The following is a 22,594-nucleotide window of genomic DNA, read 5'->3' as shown; positions in this document are numbered from 1 at the left end:
ATTATGGTAAGCATAGACGATATTATCAAAGAGGAATGGCGTCAGTTTCAGCTTGTGAAAAATGAGGGAGGCCGTGCGGACTGCCAGGATAACTGGCAGGAGTTTTATATTATGCGGAAAAGCCAGTTTATGGCCTGGCCAAAAGAGATTACAGACAGCTATTATATGGATTTGATGAAGGCAAAAGCGAATGGGCGTAATCTGCTGTTTGAAAAATATGCGTTTATGATGAAGGACACTATGCCGGAGCGGTTTGAAGAGCTAAAAAGCGTGCTTCCAAAGATTTCGGAGAAAAAGCGGCGCCTGATCGATCGCATTGCGGATATACAGCTCCAATGGGCGGAAGATTTTAAGCGCAGATATCCTGCATATGCGGGACAGGGGCGGCCTACATACACTTCAGAAGAAAATGGGTATACAACTTCTATAGAAACTTATCTCAAAGGTGAATTATCTACCTATGGTGAGAATACTATTATATTATACGCAGCATTTCTGGAAGAATGTGTGCAGAAGGGACTGAATCTGACAAATGTTGTCAGGAAGAATATGGCAGTCCTGCAGGGATATGGTTCTATAGATGAAGTGGAAAAAGCATTAACTATTGAGAAAAAAATTGTGAAAATTAATGAAAAATTAACAGTTAATTAGCAAAAAATGTACAAATTGATAAAAAGTGTGAAAAGTTTACTACCTCTGTTTATGTGAAATAATGTAAAACTACAGTGAAAGGAGAGTGAGCTTATGAAGTTGGAACAAATCGCCATTTATGATTCTATTGAAGGTTACATGGAGCAGATTCCGGTTATTAAGGTAAAAAAAGGTGAGTATATTACGAAACGACGTTCATCCCGGGATGGGACACCGAACAAATATTACATATTAAACGGTCAAATAAGAGTCTGGAACAATGTAGGCAGCAGGAAAATCTGGGTGGATGAAATCGGTGAGGATTGGTTTGCCGGCGATTTGAGCGACGTATATGAAGAATATTTGAATTGTGAGTCATGGGCTGTAAAAGATACGATGTTACTGGAATTTAACGATGAGATATTTGAAAAGTTGTTAAATGACGTCCGATTTGCCAAGGCATTCTATTATAAGATGAGCCAAAGGGTTTATCATATGTACAAACGTATGCTTATGAACAGCATGTACAGCCAGAAAGAGATATTAGCAAGCTACATTCTTTCAAATTCTAAAAAAGACAGAATGGTCTGTCCAAATATGAACGCGCTGTGCGAGTTTTTAGGCTTTAGCAGGAGGAGCCTGTATAACACATTGAATGATCTGATAAAAGACGGAACTTTAGAGAAAGATGATAATTACATATATATTAAGGACAGGGAAGCATTGGAGGATCAGGGGAAACACGTCATAGAGTACATGCTTTAGAAGAGGGGATTAAAAACTTGGATAATCACAGCATGATCAAGAATACTATGATCTATGAACATATTAAAGATTATTTACCGGTAATTCCAATATTAGAGTTAAAGAAGGGGGAATATTTATTCAGGGCTGAACGAAAAACTGGCAATTTGTTCTATATTTTTGACGGGCTTATTAAAGTAGAAAACATCTCATATAATGGCAAAAAGCTGATTGTTGATATATTGGATGCGGACAACTTTGTGGGACCCATCAGCAGTATTCATAATGCGGATTTTCAATGCTCCGGTGTGGCGGAGACAAATGCAAAAGTGTTGGTATTGAAAAAGTCTCTTATGGATGAGTTGATGCAGAATGATGAGTTTTTAGTGATGTTTTACCAGAAAACAAGTAAGCGTGTCTATGTGATGTATAAAAATATTCTCGCGAGAAGCCTTTTCGGCGAGAATGAAATCCTGGCACATTATATATTGAAGCATTCCAGCGGCGATATTTTTAAGTATAAAAGTATCTATAATATCTGTGAAAATCTGGGGATTAGCAGAAGAGGAATATATAATATTCTATACCGTTTTGAAGAGAGTGGATGTATAGAAAAACTAGACTCAGGATATCGGATCATGGACAGGGCATATCTGGAAAATGTGGCCGATCAGATGATAAAATATATGAAGAACAGTGAGGATGAGGCGTAGCTGAGAGATTATTTCAAAATAATAAAAAGGAAAGATATACGATAAATTTTGCGGTTAAATGTCCGTACAGCTATAAACTTTTGCTGTACGGACATTTTTGCACAATTCTAATCCATAGAGCGGATCAAATTCACCATTTCGATTGCTCCCTGCGCACATTCGAATCCCTTATTGCCAGCCTTTGTACCTGCACGTTCTATCGCCTGTTCGATTGTATCAGTTGTAAGAACACCAAACATGACGGGAATATCGCTGGCCAGGCTTGCATGTGCGATGCCCTTTGAAACCTCGCTGCATACATAATCATAATGGCTGGTGCTTCCCCGGATGACTGCCCCTAAACAAATTATGGCGTCATACCGTTTACTTTTGGCCATTTTTGAGGCGATCAGGGGAATCTCAAAAGCGCCAGGCACCCATGCAATTTCTATATCGTTTTCTTTTACATTTTCGCGTCTTAATCCATCGATTGCTCCGGCCAGCAGCCTGGATGTAATAAACTCGTTGAATCTTGCCGCTACAATGCCTACTTTAATATTTTCAGAAACTAACTTTCCTTCATATGTTTTTATGTTATTTATGCCCATATGATTTTCCCTCCTCGATGTTTAATGTGTGTCCCATACGTGTTTGCTTTGTCTTTAAATAGAACCGGTCATATTCGGTTGCCTCGATTTCTATCGGAAGCTGCTTCGTAATGGATATTCCGTAATCCTCAAGCTGATATACTTTATCCGGATTGTTTGTCAGCAGATTTAGGGATTTAATACCTAAATCGCGCAGAATCTGTGCCCCGGTATAATATTCTCTAAGATCTCCCTGGAATCCTAATGCAAGGTTGGCATCTATGGTATCTAATCCATTCTCCTGTAATTGATATGCCTTCATTTTATTAACTAGGCCGATTCCCCGTCCTTCCTGCCGCATATACAGTAGCACGCCGGTTCCTTTTTCCGCAATCATTCTCATTGCCTGATCCAATTGCTGCCCGCAGTCGCAGCGCAGCGAGCCAAATACATCACCAGTCAGGCACTCTGAATGAACACGGCATAATATGTCATTTCCGCTTGATATATCGCCCATTACCAGGGCCATATGGTGTTCCCTGGTTAACTTGTTGACATAACAGTAAGCGGTGAAATCCCCATATTTTGTGGGCATACTTGTAACGGAGACACATTCTACCAAAACTTCTTTTGTTTTTCTATACTCCTGTAATTCTTTAATTGTAATGTATGGCAGACTGTATTTTTCCGCGAACTTTTTCAACTCAGAAGTTCTCATCATCTCCCCGTTGTCTCTCATGATTTCGCAGCAAAGCCCGCATTCTTTCAAACCAGCCAGACGCATAAGGTCAACAGTTGCCTCTGTGTGTCCGTTTCTCGCTAAAATTCCGCCCTCTTTTGCTATTAGAGGAAACATATGGCCGGGACGGCGGAAATCTGCTGCAGAGGCATGCTCTGATACACACATGCGGGCAGTAAAACCTCTTTCCCCGGCGGAAATGCCGGTGGTGGTATCTTTGTGGTCAATGGATACTGTGAAAGCAGTATCGTGGTTATCTGAATTTTTCTCAACCATAGGGGGCAGCATAAGCCGCTCTGCAATTTCTCTGCTCATTGGCATGCAAATTAATCCCTTTGCAAAGCTCGCCATAAAGTTAACATTTTCTGTTGTTGCGTACTCGGCTGCACATATAAGATCGCCCTCATTTTCTCTGTCTTCATCGTCCATGACGAGAATTAATTTTCCTGCCTGTAATGTTTCGACCGCTTTTTTTATTGAATCCAGCTTCATTTTGAATGCCCTCCTAATATCCATTTTTAAGTAGAAACTCTTTTGTTATCATAGATGTATCTTCTTTGCCCAGAAGCTTCTCCACATATTTACCGATACAGTCATTCTCAAGATTGACGGTATCGCCGTTCCTTTTTGTGATTAGTGCTGTATGTGCCAGAGTATGGGGGATCACAGAGACACGAAAACTGTTTCCGGATACCGCTGCAACCGTAAGACTGATCCCGTCTATCGCAATAGAACCTTTTTCAATAATGTACCGCGCGATTTTATCGGTTGTCTGAATTGTGTACCATACAGCAATCGTATCCTTTTGAATTTTAGAAATAGTCCCTGTGCCGTCAATATGGCCTGTAACGATATGTCCGCCAAACCGCCCGCCTGCCGGCATTGCTCTTTCCAGATTAACGGGACTTCCCTGCTTCAGGCCGGAGAGGGCCGTCCTGCTTAGCGTTTCGTGCATGACATCTGCGGTAAACGAGGATGCCCCATGAGCAGCGGCAGTCAGGCAGATGCCGTTCACAGCGATACTGTCTCCGGTTTTGATATCTTCCAGGATTGTTTTTGCATAGATAATCAATCGAACAGAATTCCCCTTTTTATGTATACCGGAAATATTTCCAACTTCCTCTATGATTCCAGTGAACATGGATATATCACCTCACTTTCGATAAGAAAATCATCCCCGATCTGAGAAACAGAAGACGTTTTTAGCTGAAAAGCTTCGTTCGGAAAAGCAACGCCGTTTCCACCCACAGGAGTGCTGGCTGCACCGCCGAAAAGTTTGGGGGCGATATAAATCTCTGTCTCATCCACGATCTTTTGGTCTAAGGCACTCCAGTTTAAAGTACTGCCGCCCTCTAAGAGAACACTGTCAATATTCCGGCTGCCCAGGTCAGCCATAAGGTCTGTAAGGTCTATATGGCCGTCTATTTCCTTCACGTCTATCAGTGCGCAGTTTTTTTCCAGGTATTGTCTCCGTTTCCCTTCATCTTTGCTGCTGGTAGCCAGAAAGGTTGTGACGGAACCGGCTGTCTGGACAACATTTGATTCCAGGGGAGTCCGCAGGTGTGTGTCACAAATGATCCGGGCCGGACTCCTGCCATTTTCCAGACGGCAGGTTAACGATGGATTATCATATATGACCGTATTCACGCCCACCATAATTGCTGAAAAAGCATGCCTTGTCTGATGCACCCGCTGTCTGGCCTCCTTGCCGGTTATCCATTTTGAGCGTTTGGTGTAAGTGGCGATTTTTCCATCCATTGTCATAGCGTATTTCATTAGGACAAAGGGATTTTTTGTTGTTATGAATTTGCGGAATACCTTTATCAGTTTTCTGCAGTCCTCTTCCAGAACGCCAACCTCAACCTGGATCTGATTGTTTTGTAAGATCTCAACACTTTTTCCTGCCATGACCGGATTGGGATCCAGCGTGCCGATCACCACTTTTGCTATTCCACTGCGGATTATGGCCTCGGTGCAGGGGGGAGTTTTCCCGTAGTGGCAGCAGGGCTCCAGGGTTACGTACAGGACGGCCCCTTCCGGGGAATCCGTACAGTTACGAAGGGCATTTCTTTCAGCATGCGGCCCCCCGAAGTATTCATGCCAGCCCTGCCCGATCACCTTGCCGTTCTTTACAATAACAGCCCCGACCATTGGATTCGGATTCACAAACCCACAGCCCTTTTTTGCAAGCGCCAATGCGGATTGCATGTGTTTTAAATTATCCATATCATCACCTCCGAAAAAAATAAATGCCTTGAATAAAATCTATCCAAGACATTTAAAAAGGTAATTTATGCGATCTAAACAAAAAACTCTGAAATGATAGAATCATCTCAGAGTATATAAAAAGCATGTTTACTTTTCATCTTCTTTTATCCAGACTTTACTGTCGGCTTCGGAGTTGCACCGAATCATACCTTGCGGCTCGTGGGCTGTACCACCGGTAGGGAATTGCACCCTGCCCTGAAGATAGTTTGTTATTCAATTAAATTTATTATAGTGGGGCAGGTACGAACTGTCAATATAGTTTATGGAATTTAGAGGAAATAGGGTATTCCAATTTATCGTATGATGATTCCAAAATTGAATAAGCAGTAATGCCGAGAAGAAATAAAAAAATTGCACAGTAATGAGGGGAAAATATGATTGCATTCATTCCCGCCAGGGAGTACAATATAAGAATAATGATCTCATAGGAGATAGATACAAGGAAGATACAGAGCAAAGCTCTTTTTTGCGAGTTTCTGCCTTAACAGGCGGACGGCGTTGGAAGTTTTAGGGGGGCTGCCATAGCCGGGAGAATGATGATTACGCAGAGGTATGAGACCTATAGAGAATTGCAGTGAATTTGCGGGAGGAATAATTAGAATGAAAGCAAAAGAGTACAAAAGAATGCTGGCAGTTGTCTTGTCGGCAGGAATGATGGCTGTACAGCCGGCATCCGTTATGGCAGCCGATACAGGCATGAATGATCCGTTACAGCAGGAACAGGAAGGCGGAGAGGGACAGGACGGTGCGCAGTCGGAAGATACAGAGCAGCCAAATGACACTGAACAGCCCGAAGAGGCCCGTCAGGCAGCGGCGGTTGACGGAAGCGGAACAATGGTGGATATCTCGGAAGAGGTGCTCAAGATGCTGGAGGACGGCACCGTTTATCAGGATGAGGAGACCAAGTTTTTACATGACAGTAAGACAAATCAGAAGGTAGACCCGGTTACAGGAGAGCGGGTGGAAGAAAAGCCTGAGGAGAAACCGGGCGGTGACGGGAGTGACCGGCCAGGGGATAATACACCGGATAAGCCAGGTGACAATACACCGGATAAACCGGGAGATAATACAACTGATAAACCGGGCGGTAATACAACGGACAAGCCTGGCAGCGATGACGAAGATGGAAAAGACGACGGGGATAAAGAAGAGAATGGCGGCACCTCCGACAATGGAAATACCGGAGGCAGCCAGGACGGTTCAGACCAGGAGAGCGGAGATACACAGAAACCATCGGATTCCGGTGAAAGCGGCAGTGATGGGGAGAATGAGGGCAATAATTCCGGAGATGCCCAGGAGGCACCTGCTGCGCAGGACCATTCTAACAATCAGGCCTTGATTGCCGGTCAGCAGATTTTTAAGCTTCCCGAAATTAAGAAGGACTTCCGGTTCTGGACGGTGGCAAGAAGGTATGCTTTTGCGAAAGCAAAATTATCCGTGCGTGAAGAGATGACAGAGAATGCGAGAGCAGTTGGTTCTTTGAATACAAACGGACTTCTGTATGTACTTCAGGAAGAGGAGGACGGCTGGCTGTATGTGGAATCAGGCACGGTCCGCGGTTTCGTGAAAGCGGATGAGGTTCTGCGGGGAGACGATGCACAGAAGCTTTTAACAAAGTATCAGGACAGGGCGAAGAAAAAGGCCGAGAGAACAAAGACAAAGTATACTGGAATAGAAAGCGTGGTTTCTGTTGCGAAGGAGTTAATTCCCCAGAATGAGAATAACGCGTTTTTACATACACATTCAACGGTGAACAGGACCGTTATTGACAAGAAATATGCACTGACAACCATCGGACTGCTCAACGTCAGAGAAGGCAAAGACACGAATACCAGGATTGTAGGAACGTTGAAGGCAGACAGCCTGTGCTATGTACTTGCCGACGAGAATGAAGAGTGGGTTTATATTGAATCAGGCGATGTGAGAGGATTTGTAAATAAAAAGTATCTTAAGACAGGGAATGAAGTGAATAAGACTGTGGAGGAGAAGGGAGAAGAAAACTTCCCGACTGCCAGCGAGATCATAGAACCGGAAAAGAACAAGGCCTGCTATTACACATTGACTTCCGTAAAATCAGGGGTACCAGGCAGCAGTGTCAGACAGTCTGTTTTAGAGTTTGCCTCACAGTTTATCGGCAATCCTTATGTCTGGGGCGGAACCAGCCTTACAGAAGGTGCAGACTGCTCCGGGTTCGTACAGAGTATTTTTAAAGAGTATGGATACAATCTGCCGAGAGTGGCGGAGGATCAGGCACAGTATGGCACAAAGATTGCCGTGGAGGATGCACAGCCGGGAGATCTGATATTCTACGCAAAGGACGGTTATATTCACCATGTTGTGATCTATGCGGGAGACGGAAAGACCGTTGAGGCCATGGGATCAGATTATGGAATCGTCCAGGGGAATGTGGATACATCCGAGGCAGTGTGGGCGGTGAAAGTCCTGGATGACAGTGTGGGCGGCGGTTTTGCCAGCAGCATTGGGGAAGTGAATGCCACAGATGATATGTACGGAGAGTATCTGGGAGATTACCAGCTGACTTATTACTGTTCCTGTGAGGTATGCTGTGACGTGGAGACAGGCATTACAGCAACAGGAACTCCGGTTGTGGAAGGACAGACGATTGCGGTGGATCCGAGTGTGATTCCTTATGGGACGCAGGTTATTATTGGGGGACATGTATTCACAGCGGAGGACTGCGGAGGTGCAGTGAAAGGGAATCATATTGATATCTATGTAAATGATCATGACAGAGCTCTCAGTATGGGCGTGAATCAGGCGGATGTGTATCTGGTGAAATAAAAGGATGCTTCAGACACGCTCCAGGGCATCTTGTAATTCATGTTCTGCGAGGGTGAGAGATAAAAAACTGCTCCCGGCCGGGCAGACGGATCAGAATATTAATTGATCTGTCTTCCTGACTGGGAGTATTTTTGGTTTATAGATGATATCAAAGTAAAATCTTATGTATTCCGAATAGAATTTACCTTCAGCAAGAAGACTAATTTCAAGATATGTGGTACTCTGTGAAATAACCGAACGTGGATTAAAACATTCGCCGTAACAGTTCAGGCTTGCCTGAACTGCTACTATTCGTCTCACAATGTAAGAATCTGTATATTGATAACAACGATATGTTGTGGTAATATGTTCTACATGGCACAATAGATTGTGCAAGTATGTGAAAATATATGGTGTGAAAGGCTTGAGAATTCTATGAAGATTTATAAGAGAGATGCAGCTCTGGCTGTGTATGACCCGGAGAAAATTAAAAATGCGATAGGGCGTGCCTTTTCCAGTGTGGGCAGTTCTATTGCGGAATCAGAAAGCAACAGGCTTCTGGACAGAATTGAGTCGAAGTTTCCGGACGATGTAAATGCAGGAGAACGGGCCATATCTGTGGAGGAAATCCAGGATTTTGTTGAACGGACTCTGATGGAGGAGAATTATTATAAGGAGCTGAAGAGCTATATCCTGTACCGGGAGGGAAGGGCAAGACGAAGGATATCCCGCCAGCGGATTGCAGCAGAATTAGAAAGTATACCCGGGGTTTCAGGCGTATTGGCCGGCATTCAGAAGGAATTTATCCAGGAGGAATACGAGCTGGAGCAGCTGAATGCCAGATTTCAGGCGCTTTTAAGCCCTGGGCTGACGGATCTGGAAAAACTGGCTGTACTCGTAAAAGCATGTGCGGAGCTGACGACACAGGAGGCGCCAAAGTGGGAGATGATTGCTGCCAGGATCAGAATGCTCAGTTTTGATCTTCAGCTGGACAGGCAGATGCAGGCATTTCATATCCACAGCTTTTATGAAAAAATATGCTGGCTTACGGAACAGGGGCTTTATGGAAAATATATATTAGAGAACTATTCCCAGGAAGAGATCGGGGAGTTTGAGACATGGCTTTGTAAGAAAAGGAATGATCTGTTTACATTTTCCAGTCTGGAGCTGCTGCTTGGGAGATATACGATCTGCAGCAGGACGGGGGAACCGCTGGAGGCGCCCCAGGAAATGTTCATGGGAATTGCAATGCATCTGGCGATGCAGGAGAAAAAAGACAGAAGCATCTGGGTCAGACGTTTCTACGATATGCTCAGCACGCTGAAAGTGACTATGGCAACGCCGACGCTTTCTAATGCGAGAAAGCCGTACCACCAATTGTCCTCCTGTTTTATCGACACAGTGCCGGACAGTCTGGATGGAATCTACCGCAGCATTGATAACTTTGCTAAGGTCAGTAAATACGGCGGTGGGATGGGCATGTATTTTGGCAAGGTCCGGGCAAGCGGCAGCTCTATCCGTGGATTTGAGGGCGCTGCAGGCGGTGTGATCCGCTGGATACGGCTCGCCAATGACACGGCTGTGGCGGTGGACCAGCTCGGGGTCCGGCAGGGGGCCGTGGCGGTTTATCTGGATGTGTGGCACAGAGACCTGCCGGAATTTTTGAATTTAAGGACGAATAACGGCGATGAGCGGATGAAGGCTCACGATGTATTTCCCGCAGTCTGCTATCCGGATTATTTTTGGAAGCAGGCACGGGATCATATAGACAGCGACTGGTATCTTATGTGCCCCCATGAGATACTGACGATTAAAGGATATGCCCTGGAAGATGCTTTTGGGGAGGAGTGGGAGGAAAAGTACCTGGACTGTGTGCGGGATGAACGGATCCGCAAGCGGGTCATACCGATGAAAGATGTGCTTCGGCTGATTATCCGCAGTGCGGTGGAGACCGGGACGCCCTTTGCTTTTAACCGGGATACGGTGAACAGGGCCAATCCTAACCGGCATAAAGGTATGATTTACTGCAGCAACCTATGTACAGAGATCGCCCAGAATATGAGCGCGATAGAGTTGGAAGAGCAGAGGACCGAGGAGGTAGACGGGGAGACCGTTGTCGTGACGGTGACAAAACCAGGCGAGTTTGTAGTGTGCAATCTTGCCAGCCTGTCATTGGGACATATACAGGTGGAGGACTACAAGGAATTGTCTTACATTACCGAGAGCGCCGTACGTGCTTTGGATAACGTGATTGACCTGAATTTCTTTCCTGTGCCTTATGCCAGGATTAATAACCACAGATATCGTCCGATTGGTCTGGGCGTAAGCGGATACCAGCATATGCTTGCAAAGCATGGGATTCGCTGGGAAAGCCAGGAACATCTGGACTTTGCAGAGAAGGTTTTTGCGGATATCCACTATGCTGCATTAGACGCCAGCAGCAATATTGCAAAGGAAAAAGGCAGTTACGCCTACTTTGAGGGAAGTGAGTGGCAGACAGGGGCGTATTTCCGGCAGAGAAATCTGATGGATGAAAGGTGGAAGAAGCTTGCAGACAGGGTGGCTGCACAGGGACTGAGAAACGGCTATCTTCTGGCGGCGGCACCAACCAGCAGCACCAGCATTATAGCCGGGACGACGGCGGGTCTGGATCCTGTGATGAACAGGTATTTTATGGAGGAGAAGAAAAATGGGCTGATGCCGAGAGTCGCACCGGAACTCTCGATGGAGACATTCTGGTATTATAAAAATGCACATTTAATTGACCAGTCATGGTCTGTGCGGGCCTGCGGCATCCGGCAGAGGCATATTGACCAGGCACAGAGTATGAACCTTTATATTACGAATGAGTACACCTTCCGCGGAGTTTTGAATCTGTATCTGCAGGCATGGGAAGAAGGGGTGAAGACGATTTACTATATTCGCTCCAGAAGCCTTGAAGTTGAGGAATGTGAGGTATGCTCTTCTTAAGACAATGTTGAAAACAGGAGGCTGACATGTCAGAACTAGTTAAGAAACCACTCTTTAATCCGGAGGGGGATATTGAAGTTACAAAACGAAAAATGATTGGGGGGAACACGACCAATCTGAATGATTTTAATCATATGAAGTATAAATGGGTCAGCGACTGGTACCGTCAGGCTATGAATAATTTCTGGGTGCCGGAGGAAATCAATCTGAGCGTTGACATCAAGGATTATAAAATGCTTCCTGCTGCAGAGCGCAGGGCTTATGATAAGATCCTGTCATTCCTGATATTTCTAGACAGTATCCAGACTGCGAATCTGCCGAATATCGGGGAATACATTACCGCAAATGAGGTAAACCTGTGTCTGTCTATCCAGACATTTCAGGAGGCGGTGCACAGCCAGAGCTATAGTTATATGCTGGACACGATTTGTGAACCGCAGGAACGCAATGCCGTACTCTATCAGTGGAAAGAGGACCGGCATCTATTGGAAAGAAATGAGTTCATCGGGAACCTTTATAATGCATTCCAGGAGGAAAAAAGCCCGGACATGCTGGCACGTACGCTGATTGCCAATTATATTCTGGAGGGTGTGTATTTTTACAGCGGATTTATGTTTTTCTATAATCTTGGAAGGAACAGGAGGATGCCGGGATCTGTGCAGGAGATCCGATATATTAACAGGGATGAGAACACCCATCTGTGGCTGTTCCGTAATATTTTAATGGAGCTGAAAAAAGAGGAGGCATGGCTGTTTACACCGGAGAAAGCAAAAATCTACCGTAGTATGATCCGGGAGGGCTGCGAGCAGGAGATCCGCTGGGGGCATTATGTGATCGGGGATGATATACAGGGGCTGAACCAGGATATGATCACGGATTATATCCAGTATCTTGGGAACCTGAGATGTAGAGGTCTGGAGCTGGATCCCATTTACGAAGGGCATGAGAAAGAACCGGAAAGCATGTCCTGGGTCAGCCAGTTTTCGAATGCTAATATGATAAAGACAGACTTCTTCGAGGCTCGGAGCACGGCTTATGCTAAGAGCAGCGCGCTTGTGGACGACCTTTAGGTGTTTGGGCGGAGGGAGGGCGCCTGTATGGAATGTGCCTCCTGCCGCAGCCCGGAAAACTTCCATGCCGCTTTCTGGGGGCGGGCCGTTTGCCTACTCTCACTAGATAAAAACCGCACCCGATTGGGAGGCACCACCGGCATTCACCCCGCAATTCTGATGAATTGCGCGGCTCAGGCCGGCTTAAACTCTGCTTGGTAAAGCAGAGTTTAGCCTCTCAATCGGGTGCGGTTTTTATCAAGTGAGAGTATGACGCTCTCTATGCTCCCAGAAAGCGGCATGGAAGTTTCCCGGGCTGCGGCAGGAGGCACATTCCATACAGGCTTGGTGCATCCAGGCGGAAGATAACCATGTGGTGGGCGCTTCCGGGGGCAGCGGATGAGGGATGAGATGTGTTTTGGGTGGGCGCAGGGGGGTTAAAATAGCAGGAGGCCGAAGTAGGTTACTGTGTTGGGGCCGTTTATGTAGCGGACTTTGGCTGTTTTGGAGAGGCGCTGGACATTGATTCCGAAGCCTTCTACGGCAGGTGTGAGGGTTCCGGGCATGCGGCAGGGGGCGTCGGGGTATGTGCAGGTCTCGCAGTGGATACAGCCCTCGTTGGAGAGCAGGAGGTAGGGGAATCTGCTGCCAAGGAGTCCGCGCAGTCTCGCGGATACTTGTTGGAATTCTTTGTGGCCTTCCTGCATTCCTTCTACATCGAAGGAATCTTCCAGGTCGTATTTTCCGGTGAATACCATGCCGTTTTCGAATGCCAGACATCGGGCTTTGCATTCGCTGACGGTGCCTACGGCAGGGGGACAGGCCCAGGATTTTCCGTATTGGCCGCAGCCGTTTGACTGGCAGATCCGGCGGACTTCATCCTGAAACAGGATGTCGGCGGTTGATATAAAACCATACTCGTAGATACCAATTTCTTTTAGCTGGGATTCGTCCGGTATGCAGGGAAATGTTTTTTCTTCAGACATGATTGATAATTCCTTTCCATGAATTTTTATAGTGACCCGGGAGTATGTGAATATGGCCGGATGTTACATCTTTGGGCCGTCATATGTGTTTTTAATAGCTTCCTATTCTTCGGCCATTCCCTTGTAAATCAGTTCCAGATACCTGACTGCCCGGTCCATTCCTAGTTTGCTTATGTTCAGGATCATATCATGAGTACTTACAGCATCCCATTCATTTCCGGTATATGTCTCATAGTAATAACGGCGTTCTCTGTCGATCTTTTTCATCTTATCGGCGGCCTTCCGTTCAGTCAGTCCGTAGAGTTCCATCGTTCTCTTTACCCTGTCTGCCTTGTCTGCACAGATGAAAACATTCAGGCATTCCTCCTGTTCCCGCAGCACATAATCCGCACATCTTCCAATAAATACAGCCGGTCCCTTCTGAGCCAGACCGCGAATCAAATTACACTGTACGTAGAACATCTTGTCAGTCAAAGGCTGTTGGTAATCTACTCGTCCAACATAGTCCATCATAGTTCCCGGCGGATATGCGTATGTTGTTAAAAAACCGTTCAATGCAGTTTCATCAACGGTATTAGCCCTCTCTTCGCTGATACCTATTTTTTCAGCTGCAAGTTCAACAAGGTTTTTATCGTATAATGGTAGATTCAACCGCTCTGCAAGCCGCGCTCCTATTTCACGCCCACCGCTTCCGAATTCCCTGCCTATCGTGATCATTACATTCTTTGACATAATTTACAGCTCCTTTCTATTATTTTAGGTTTATGCTCTCTATCTACTTTTATTATACTTAATTTATTAGATAACGACAAGATGAATCTCATAACTGCGGGACAGGCTGCTGCTTTTCACACCTTTGGGGCGTGTGCCGTAACTGCGGGACGCCTGCACCTACCTTTTCATTTCGTATCCACCTCCTTTCACAAGTCTAAACTTGTCTTTTGCTTCCGAATACAGTATGATTTATATAGCAGATATTTTTCCATCAATCGTACATTAAGCATAATTGCAGAGGAGCAGCAGGCATGGGAAGAACGCGGAGAAAACGAAAGTTTGGTACAACTGAAAAAAGGATGCTTACAGGCTGCTTTATGCTGGTAGTGAGCGCGCTTCTTACTGTGCTTTCAGGGCAGTCACTGAGGATGGCTGAATGGTATTCCACCCATATCTATTCGGTGATTGTGTCTGCGGTGGGACGGTTTTCCGGTTTATTTTCCTGCTCATTGGCTGAATTGTGCTTGTATGTTCTGGTGCTTTTGACAGTGGGCTCCCTGATCCACGCGGTTGTGGAAGCGGCCAGAAGAGGAAGCGGGGGCGCTGTCATGCTAAGGTGGGCTTCCGGACTGTTTTTGACGTTCTCTATTCTAATGGTGTTATACGTGGTAAACTGCGGTATTAATTACAGACGGGTTTCATTCTCTGAAAAATCGGGCATTGAGACGACTGCATATACGGTGGAAGACCTCAAACAGGCCTGCCTGTGGCTGACAGAGGAAGTAAATACAAGGGCCGGTCAGGTGAAACGGGATGAGAACGGGGTGATGATGCTGGAGTGCGCGGAGGAAAAAGACGCGGTGAATGCCATGCAGGCGCTGGGCAGACAGTATCCCGCGCTTGAGGGATATTATCCAAGACCGAAAGGGCTTCTTGTATCAGAGATCCTTTCCTATCAGGGTCTGACCGGTGTTTATGTTCCATTTACTGTGGAGGCGAATTATAACAAAGACATGACTGCCTACAATATTCCGTTTACGGCCTGCCATGAACTGTCACATCTGCGTGGATTTATGCAGGAGGAAGAAGCCAACTTTATCGCATTTCTTGCGTGCAAGGATGCAGAACGCGGAGACTTTCAGTACAGCGGATACCTGATGGGCTGGATCTATAGTATGAATGCCCTGCGACGTGCGGATGCAGAAGCATGGCAGGAGGTAAGGGCGGCGCTCGATGAGAGAGTGGAGGCCGATCTCCAGGCCAACAGCCGGTTCTGGGCAAAGTATGACGGGGCAGTGGCAGAAGTGTCGAATAAAGTAAACGATACATATCTCAAGGCAAACGGACAGGAAGACGGAGTAGAAAGCTATGACCGGATGGTGGACTTAATTGTGGGGTACTGGATGAAGTAGAATTTCTACTGGCGGTGAAGGTGTTTTGCAGGTCTGCGCAGCAAATGCGCAGACCCGTCTGAAGGGATACAGTTTGGCTGCAGTTTATAAATAAAAATTAGTAAAAGGCTTGATTTTTGAGGCGAGTTATGGTAATATAGACAACGGTCACTGCAAAAGCGGTGGCACTTATAGATTATATTATGGCTCCTTGGTCAAGCGGTTAAGACATCGCCCTTTCACGGCGGTAACACGGGTTCGATTCCCGTAGGAGTCATACTAAGGCGCAGTAGCCAAGCGGTAAGGCGTGGGTCTGCAACACCCTGATCACCGGTTCAAATCCGGTCTGTGCCTCTGGAAAAAGCCCGGAAATTCAAGATTTCCGAGGCTTTTTTGCTTTCCGGTAAAGAAAGACTTACCAGACAGTAACATCATAGATAAAATCGAATGTAAGGCTGATTGACATCCGGCAGGTAAAAGACTATGATAGTTTTATAAATCAGTGAAACAAATCAACCATATGCTGAAGTGTTTTGACCCCTTATTTTTCCGCTTTGCTGAAAACCTGCCCACAGAGCATGCTTTACAGTGTGCGTTTGTACATACTTCAGCATATACATTAAGAAAGGAGATTTCCAATGTTTGAATGTGCATTTATCTATGTAGCCGATGGCGTGAATGAAGAGATGAAAAAGGTAGTTATCCCATGTGCGGAGCTCAATTTGAATGTGGTGGGTGTTGAAAACTATGATGAAGCAGAAATCGCGGCCAAAGAAATGGTGGACAAGGGCTGTAAAGCAATTGAATTATGTGCAGGGTTTGGCTACGAAGGCGTTGCCAGAGTTAAAAAAGCGGTTGGCCCGGATATTGCGGTGGGAGCAGTAAAATTTGACTGCCATCCGGCTTTCGGATATAAAAGCGGTGACGAAATGTTTCAGTAGTTTTGACAATACAAAACTCCAAGGTAAAAGAAAAAGCGCTTTCAGCAGTGTGCTGAAGGCGCTTTGTGCGTAAGAGTGAGGCGGCATGGGTTAAACGCTTTCCTGGTTACTCAATATTTTAAAGATAATATCATTTTAATGCATGAGCCGCAAATATAAAATAAACTCTTTTAAAGCCGGAGTGATCTCTTCGGCTTTATTTTTTATGCAGCAGACGGGAAGGTTCACTTTTGGGACCAAAGGGATCACTGCTATATTCTCACTGTGGAAGGTCTGAAAGTTTTTCTTTGGCAGCAGGCTGATACCATCACCGATTGAGATTGAGCTGATGATGGATTCAACCCTCCCGGTGCGCAGTATTTCAGGATTGATTTTGTTTTTATGGAACAGCCGGAGACAGAGTTGGTGAACGGTAGTGTAGGGGTTCATCAGGATAAAGGACTCCTGGCTGCATTCCTGGATGGTAAGCTCCTGTTTATTGGCAAGCGGGTGGCCGGAAGGCAATACAACGACAAGCTCATCCTGTGCAACCTCCCAGGTGCGGTGCAGCTTTGTATCGGCAAGGCCTTCTCTTGCAATAATCACATCGTATTTCCCCATGGCAAGGCCTTCCAAAAGCTCGTTTTCCTCCAGCTCGCTAAGATTGATCATAATATCCGGATGGAGCTTGGAAAATTCCCGAAATCGGGGGATAAACTGGTACTGGTTCAGAATCGGCAGTATCCCTATGTGGAGTTTGAGCTGCTTAGATTGCTGATAGGTTTTCAGCTGTTTCATCAGTTGGTGGTACTGGGAGGCGAGCGGCAGTGAGTTTTTATAGAAAAACTGGCCCGCATCCGTCAGATGTGCAGTTCTTTTACTTCGGTCAAAAAGCTGCACGTCCAATTCTTTTTCAAGCTTTATAATCTGTTTGGAAAGTGAAGATTGAGAGATATGTAAGGATTCGGCCGCATCAAAGAAAGTTTTGTGTTTTACAATCTCAATAAAATAATCCAATTGTTCAAATGTCATATGATCTCTCCTTTGATTCATTCCATTCTGGAATGAATTATAACACAAGTTGAATTGATCCACCAGATAAATAGCATTAAAATAAAATCAATCTAAAAGCAATATAAAAGCAAAGGAGAGAATGAAATGGAGAAAAAAGTAGTGGATCTCAGAAGCGCGTTGGAATTGTTGAGGGAAATGCCCGGACAGTTGATTGAGACGGATGTACCTGTTGAGCCGATGGCAGAATTGTCAGGAGTATACCGTCATGTAGGAGCAGGCGGTACGGTAATGCGTCCGACAAAAGAAGGTCCTGCGATGATCTTTAACAACATCAAAGGCCATCCTGATGCACGGGTGGCAATCGGAGTTATGGCAAGCCGTAAGAGAGTGGCAGCACTGTTCGGATGCAAACCGGAAGAGGTTGGCAAGATGTTATACAAAAGCGTAGACAATCCGATTCCGCCGGTTCTTGTAAAAGATGCACCGTTATGCCAGCAGGTAGTACATAAAGCAGAAGATCCTGATTTTGATCTTTTTAAACTTGTTCCGGCTCCAACAAACACACCTGTAGATGCGGGTCCTTACATCACACTTGGTATGTGCTATGCAACTCATCCGGAGACAGGACTGAGTGATGTTACCATTCACCGCCTCTGCATTCAGGGAAAAGATGAACTCTCTATTTTCTTTACACCTGGTGCGCGTCACATCGGGGCTATGGCAGAGCGCGCAGAGGAACTGGGACAGAAACTTCCTATCTCCATCAGCATAGGTGTAGATCCGGCCATTGAAATTGGTTCCTGCTTCGAGGCGCCTACAACACCAATGGGATATGACGAACTGGCAGTAGCCGGAGCACTGAGAGGAGAACCTGTAGAACTGTGCCAGTGCCTGACTGTAAATGAGAAAGCAATCGCTAATGCAGAGTACGTAATTGAAGGCGAGATCCTTCCGAATGTACGTGTAAAGGAAGACCAGAACAGCCATACAGGCTATGCAATGCCTGAGTTCCCGGGATATACAGGACCGGCATGTGATCAGTGCTGGACAATCAAGGTAACAGCAGTGACTCACAGAGAGAAGCCAATCATGCAGACCTGTATCGGACCAAGCGAAGAGCACGTATCTATGGCCGGCATTCCAACAGAAGCAAGTATTTACGGAATGGTAGAAAAAGCAATGCCTGGCAAACTCCAGAACGTGTACTGTGCATCTGCAGGCGGTGGAAAATATATGGCGGTAATGCAGTTTAAAAAGACTGTTGCAAGTGATGAAGGAAGACAGAGACAGGCAGCATTGGTTGCATTTACTGCATTTAGTGAATTGAAGCATATCTTCCTCGTAGATGAGGATGTGGACTGCTTTGATATCAATGATGTGCTCTGGGCCATGAACACCAGATTCCAGGGAGATGTAGATATTATTACCATCCCGGGCGTAAGATGCCATCCGCTGGATCCATCAAATGATCCTGCATGCTCACCGAGTATCAAAAACCGCGGAATCGCCTGCAAGACAATCTTTGACTGCACCGTGCCGTTTGACCAAAAAGAAAGATTTAAGAGAGCACAGTTTATGGATGTTGATCCAACACATTGGGTGAAAGACTGAGGATATAAGCTATGGAAAAGAAGAGGATTATAATAGGAGCCACAGGGGCAAGCGGACTTCCTATACTGCATACTTGCCTGGAATTAATTCGGGAAGCCGAAGATTACGAATCTTATCTGATCATGAGTGATTCGGCAAAAATAACGCTGAAGCAGGAGACTTCTTATACGGTGGAAGAAATATGCCAAAGTGCGGATCATGTCCTGAACATGACCGAGATCGGAGCCGCTCCTGCGAGTGGGTCCTTCCGTACAGAGGGGATGCTCATTGTACCCTGCAGTATGAAGACAATAGCCGGAATTCACGGCGGGTATGCAGATAATCTGATTCTTCGGGCAGCAGACGTAACAATAAAGGAGCAGAGGCCTCTGGTGCTGGCGGCAAGAGAGACCCCCTTAAGCCCGATCCATCTGAGAAATCTTTACGAACTTTCTATGATGCAGGGAGTTCGGATTATCCCGCCAATGATGACCTTCTATCACAGGCCGGAAAATATAGACGAGATGATCTATCACACTGCAGCAAAACTGGTAGAGCCATTTGGAATAGATGCCAGGAAATTTCGAAGATGGAATGGACTATAACATTATAACATTAACCTTTACAGAAAGACAACAGGCTGTAATAAAATCGGTGCAGTCCTGCAAATTTGAGAGGAAGAGGAGTAAGTGACATGCCAATAGGAGTAATTATAAATGCATTGTCCGTCGTAATCGGCGGAGTATTAGGAACGGTACTGAGCAAAAAACTGTCAGCAGAATTTAAAGCACAGATTACGATGGTATTCGGAGTGTGTTCCATGGGAATGGGAATCAGCACTATCGGATTAATGGAAAATATGCCCGCTGTAATCTTTGCGATTGTAATCGGGACAGGGCTTGGACTTGTCATCCATCTTGGCGCCGGCATCAATAAAGGTGCAGCTGGTATGCAGAAGGTGATCAGTAAATTCGTAAAAGGTTCCAACAGCTCATTGCCGGAAGAAGAATTCATGAGTACCCTCATTACAATTATTGTACTGTTTTGTGCAAGTGGTACAGGTATCTATGGATCTATCGTGGCAGGAATGAGCGGAGACCACTCCATTTTGATCTCCAAATCAATTCTGGACTTATTTACAGCAGCTATTTTTGCATGCAATCTGGGGGCGGTAGTATCCCTGATCGCAGTGCCGCAGTTTATAATCTTCGCTTTACTGTTTTTCGGAGCAACCATCATCTTCCCGCTGACTACACCGGCGATGATTAATGACTTCAAGGCTTGCGGCGGATTTCTGATGCTGGCAACCGGTTTCCGCATGGTAAATATAAAGAAGTTCCCAACAGCAGATATGATACCCGCGATGATTATTGTAATGCCGTTGTCCTATCTATGGGTGACGTATATAATGCCGCTTGTTTCTTAAATTACGGACTATTTAAACACGCAGATATGGTATGGGAACGTAACAGTTAAGACCGGCCTGGACTGTACCGTGGGAAATAAAATAGATACATAGGAGTATGTAAGATGGAATGGACAATTATACTGTCATTTGCAACGTTAAAAATTCAAGTGAAACGACTGGGAGAGGATTATTATATCATCATGCAGGGCGGTGACAAGCCGCATATCGGATGTACGGTTCTCTCCATACCCAGACCCTCTCTGAGCGGAGATGGGAGCATCAGCGTTACATCCTCCACACTGAATGTGACGGGGCATAAAGACGACATTATCTGCCGCTATGTGGCGGAAGAGGTATGCCGGAAAAAGAATGCAGTAACGGTGTGCAGCGGTGGTTTTCACACGGACGGAATCACAGAAAAAGAGATCATAGAAGTACAGCAGACCGTGAAACAATTTGCAGCAGACCTGGAAATTCCCTAGTACATCAGTGTATTAATATTTCGGTAACAAGTGTCTGATACCTGCGTATACCGGATCGGTCATATAGTTATAGATACAGAATAAATAAGCTCTCTTCGGAAATACTTTATAGGAATATGTTTTTAAAGCGAAACGTATCTGAAATCGTATTTGGAGAAGGGGGCTTTTTTATGTGGATCATTAACGGAAAAATCTATACCATGGCAGGGAAGGTGTATGAAAATGGATATGTAAGAATCAAGGGGAAAATCATCGATGCAGTGGGGCCCATGGAGCAGGCGGCTGAACTAGGGCTGCCGGATCTGGGAGGCCTGAGGGAGGAAGAAACTTCTTCCGGTAAGAGAAGCCTGTCTTCTTTATCCGGCGGGACGCGACGGACAATTTCGGATAAAGAGGGAGGGAATACTGCAGAGGAGGAATATGAGGAAGCGGTACTGGATGTACATGGCGCATGGGTACTTCCCGGTCTGATCGAAGCACACGCGCATATAGGCCTCACGGAAGAGAAGAGCGGGACCATCGGGGATGACTGCAATGAGATGACGAATCCTGTCCTCCCGGCAATCCGCGGGCTGGATGCGGTGAATCCCATGGATCCGGCATTTCACGATGCGATTCAGGCGGGAATTACCTCAGTTATGGCTGGGCCGGGCAGCGCGAATGTTGTGGGCGGTCAGTTTGTATTTATGAAGACACATGGGCGCTGTGTGGATGATATGATTGTCAAAAGCCCGGCAGCTATGAAGGTAGCATTCGGGGAAAACCCAAAGACAACTTACGGGGAACAGAATACGTGTCCATCTACAAGGATGGGAACAGCCTATATGCTGAGGAAGGCGCTGTTTGATGCCAGGAAGTATCTGGAAAAACGGGAGAGCGGAAATCTGGAGGAACAGGATTTCGATCTAGAGCCGTGGATTCCCGTGTTGAAGAAGGAAATCCCCCTAAAGGCCCACGCACACAGGGCAGACGACATCTTTACCGCAATACGGATTGCGAAGGAGTTTGATGTGGATATCACTATAGATCATTGTACCGACGGCCATCTGATCGCGGAAGAGATCGCAGCGTCGGGCTATCCGGCGATTGTAGGGACGGATCTGACTTCACGGTCCAAGGTAGAAGTAGAGTATATGAGCTTTAAAACAGCCGGGGTTCTTGCTGACGCAGGTGTGAAGATTGCGGTGACAACTGATCACCCGGTTGCTTTGATCCAATATCTTCCTATTTGTGCGGGGTATTCTGTAAAATACGGGCTGCCCATGGAAGAAGGGCTGAAAGCGCTGACCATAAATCCGGCGCAAATCTGCCGTACAGATGACCGGGTAGGCAGTCTTGAGCCAGGAAAGGATGCGGATATTGCGGTATTTGACGGAAATCCTATGGAGGTATTTACGCAGACTTTATATACCATCGTGGATGGGGAGGTTGTATTTGACAAGGAGAGCAGTTCCTGTCAGTGATAATCCGGATGATTCGGGGAGCAGCAGTGCTTTCGGCAGAGACGCCGGCCTGGTTACACAAAGTAATTTATCATAATTTTATAGGGCTGAATTCCGTTTAGGTATAAAGGGAGTCAGTCCTTTTATCTGCTCAGAAATTTCTGTATATATTTGATACTTATAAAAA

At 45.9% G+C, this 22,594-nt stretch carries 20 protein-coding genes, 2 tRNA genes and 1 riboswitch; of the genes, 15 read left to right on the top strand and 7 right to left on the bottom strand.

Annotation, left to right across the window (positions count from 1 at the left end; all coding sequences use genetic code 11):
• Positions 1–3 precede the first annotated feature (3 nt).
• The 3 genes from MWG26_RS20895 to MWG26_RS20885 all read left to right on the top strand — a co-directional run bounded on the left by MWG26_RS20895 (position 4) and on the right by MWG26_RS20885 (position 2,087).
• Entirely contained in the window at positions 4–651 is a 648-nt protein-coding gene (locus MWG26_RS20895) for a DUF4125 family protein (protein WP_025655713.1), read from the top strand.
• 93 nt (positions 652–744) lie between these two features.
• Positions 745–1,395 carry a Crp/Fnr family transcriptional regulator gene (locus MWG26_RS20890; protein WP_025655714.1) on the top strand — a complete coding sequence of 217 codons (651 nt, stop codon included), beginning with the start codon at positions 745–747 and terminating at the stop codon, positions 1,393–1,395.
• 32 nt (positions 1,396–1,427) lie between these two features.
• A complete protein-coding gene (locus tag MWG26_RS20885) occupies positions 1,428–2,087 on the top strand; it encodes a Crp/Fnr family transcriptional regulator (protein WP_025655715.1) in 660 nt (219 codons plus the stop codon).
• A gap of 107 nt (positions 2,088–2,194) precedes the next feature.
• Here the strand turns inward: MWG26_RS20885 and ribH are convergent, their stop codons facing one another.
• From ribH to ribD, 4 genes are read right to left on the bottom strand one after another with little or no spacing between them, the layout of a single operon-like run.
• The gene (ribH, locus tag MWG26_RS20880; protein ID WP_055152712.1) at positions 2,195–2,659 is read right to left on the bottom strand and encodes a 6,7-dimethyl-8-ribityllumazine synthase; all 465 of its coding nucleotides are present in this window, start codon (positions 2,657–2,659) and stop codon (positions 2,195–2,197) included.
• Between the two features lies 1 nt (position 2,660).
• Positions 2,661–3,884, bottom strand: a complete 1,224-nt coding sequence (locus MWG26_RS20875) for a bifunctional 3,4-dihydroxy-2-butanone-4-phosphate synthase/GTP cyclohydrolase II (RefSeq protein ID WP_025655716.1) — start codon at positions 3,882–3,884, stop codon at positions 2,661–2,663.
• Between the two features lie 13 nt (positions 3,885–3,897).
• Entirely contained in the window at positions 3,898–4,533 is a 636-nt protein-coding gene (locus tag MWG26_RS20870) for a riboflavin synthase (RefSeq protein ID WP_025655717.1), read from the bottom strand.
• A complete protein-coding gene (gene ribD / locus MWG26_RS20865) occupies positions 4,515–5,618 on the bottom strand; it encodes a bifunctional diaminohydroxyphosphoribosylaminopyrimidine deaminase/5-amino-6-(5-phosphoribosylamino)uracil reductase RibD (RefSeq protein WP_055152666.1) in 1,104 nt (367 codons plus the stop codon). Before ribD ends, MWG26_RS20870 begins: the two co-directional genes overlap by 19 nt.
• A 134-nt stretch (positions 5,619–5,752) precedes the next feature.
• Positions 5,753–5,867: riboswitch (FMN riboswitch) on the bottom strand.
• Positions 5,868–6,260: 393 nt separating this feature from the next.
• Here ribD and MWG26_RS20860 point away from each other — a divergent pair.
• The 3 genes from MWG26_RS20860 (at position 6,261) to MWG26_RS20850 (ending at position 12,481) form a co-directional block, all read left to right on the top strand.
• On the top strand, positions 6,261–8,462 hold the full coding sequence (locus tag MWG26_RS20860; RefSeq protein WP_025655718.1) for an NlpC/P60 family protein: 2,202 nt from the start codon (positions 6,261–6,263) through the stop codon (positions 8,460–8,462).
• 414 nt (positions 8,463–8,876) lie between these two features.
• A complete protein-coding gene (locus MWG26_RS20855; RefSeq protein WP_117440819.1) occupies positions 8,877–11,411 on the top strand; it encodes a ribonucleoside-diphosphate reductase subunit alpha in 2,535 nt (844 codons plus the stop codon).
• Between the two features lie 26 nt (positions 11,412–11,437).
• Entirely contained in the window at positions 11,438–12,481 is a 1,044-nt protein-coding gene (locus MWG26_RS20850) for a ribonucleotide-diphosphate reductase subunit beta (protein ID WP_025655719.1), read from the top strand.
• A 416-nt stretch (positions 12,482–12,897) separates the two neighbouring features.
• On the opposite strand, the gene MWG26_RS20845 is transcribed toward MWG26_RS20850, so the two are convergent.
• Together MWG26_RS20845 and MWG26_RS20840 are read right to left on the bottom strand one after the other, a co-directional pair.
• Positions 12,898–13,446: a DUF2284 domain-containing protein gene (locus tag MWG26_RS20845; protein ID WP_025655720.1), complete on the bottom strand. Its 549-nt coding sequence runs from the start codon at positions 13,444–13,446 to the stop codon at positions 12,898–12,900.
• 102 nt (positions 13,447–13,548) lie between these two features.
• Positions 13,549–14,178: a cytidylate kinase-like family protein gene (locus tag MWG26_RS20840; RefSeq protein WP_025655721.1), complete on the bottom strand. Its 630-nt coding sequence runs from the start codon at positions 14,176–14,178 to the stop codon at positions 13,549–13,551.
• A gap of 293 nt (positions 14,179–14,471) precedes the next feature.
• On the opposite strand from MWG26_RS20840, the gene MWG26_RS20835 reads away from it, so the two are divergent.
• The 4 genes from MWG26_RS20835 to MWG26_RS20820 all read left to right on the top strand — a co-directional run bounded on the left by MWG26_RS20835 (position 14,472) and on the right by MWG26_RS20820 (position 16,492).
• Positions 14,472–15,572 carry a DUF3810 domain-containing protein gene (locus tag MWG26_RS20835; protein WP_025655722.1) on the top strand — a complete coding sequence of 367 codons (1,101 nt, stop codon included), beginning with the start codon at positions 14,472–14,474 and terminating at the stop codon, positions 15,570–15,572.
• A gap of 184 nt (positions 15,573–15,756) precedes the next feature.
• Positions 15,757–15,828: transfer RNA gene (locus MWG26_RS20830), tRNA-Glu, on the top strand.
• 6 nt (positions 15,829–15,834) lie between these two features.
• Positions 15,835–15,905 (top strand) — tRNA-Cys (locus MWG26_RS20825).
• 284 nt (positions 15,906–16,189) lie between these two features.
• Positions 16,190–16,492: a DUF6506 family protein gene (locus tag MWG26_RS20820; protein ID WP_025655723.1), complete on the top strand. Its 303-nt coding sequence runs from the start codon at positions 16,190–16,192 to the stop codon at positions 16,490–16,492.
• A 135-nt stretch (positions 16,493–16,627) separates the two neighbouring features.
• On the opposite strand, the gene MWG26_RS20815 is transcribed toward MWG26_RS20820, so the two are convergent.
• Positions 16,628–17,503 (bottom strand): LysR family transcriptional regulator, encoded by an 876-nt coding sequence (locus MWG26_RS20815; RefSeq protein WP_025655724.1) that lies wholly within the window; start codon positions 17,501–17,503, stop codon positions 16,628–16,630.
• 126 nt (positions 17,504–17,629) lie between these two features.
• Here MWG26_RS20815 and MWG26_RS20810 point away from each other — a divergent pair, with 126 nt between their 5' ends.
• The 5 genes from MWG26_RS20810 (at position 17,630) to MWG26_RS20790 (ending at position 22,428) form a co-directional block, all read left to right on the top strand.
• On the top strand, positions 17,630–19,096 hold the full coding sequence (locus MWG26_RS20810) for a UbiD family decarboxylase (protein ID WP_025655725.1): 1,467 nt from the start codon (positions 17,630–17,632) through the stop codon (positions 19,094–19,096).
• An 11-nt stretch (positions 19,097–19,107) separates the two neighbouring features.
• Positions 19,108–19,680, top strand: coding sequence for a UbiX family flavin prenyltransferase (locus MWG26_RS20805; RefSeq protein WP_025655726.1), 573 nt, complete (start codon positions 19,108–19,110; stop codon positions 19,678–19,680).
• An 89-nt stretch (positions 19,681–19,769) separates the two neighbouring features.
• Complete coding sequence (locus MWG26_RS20800) at positions 19,770–20,501, top strand: DUF554 domain-containing protein (protein ID WP_025655727.1); 732 nt, start codon at positions 19,770–19,772, stop codon at positions 20,499–20,501.
• 104 nt (positions 20,502–20,605) lie between these two features.
• Positions 20,606–20,965 (top strand): prenylated flavin chaperone LpdD, encoded by a 360-nt coding sequence (lpdD, locus tag MWG26_RS20795; RefSeq protein WP_025655728.1) that lies wholly within the window; start codon positions 20,606–20,608, stop codon positions 20,963–20,965.
• A gap of 170 nt (positions 20,966–21,135) precedes the next feature.
• Entirely contained in the window at positions 21,136–22,428 is a 1,293-nt protein-coding gene (locus tag MWG26_RS20790) for an amidohydrolase (RefSeq protein WP_025655729.1), read from the top strand.
• The last annotated feature ends 166 nt before the right edge of the window (positions 22,429–22,594 follow it).

The sequence above is a fragment of the Faecalicatena contorta genome (assembly GCF_022835095.1).
Lineage (GTDB): Bacteria > Bacillota > Clostridia > Lachnospirales > Lachnospiraceae > Faecalicatena > Faecalicatena contorta.
Note: the sequence above shows the minus strand (reverse complement) of the source record. Positions and strands in the feature narration are given on the sequence as shown.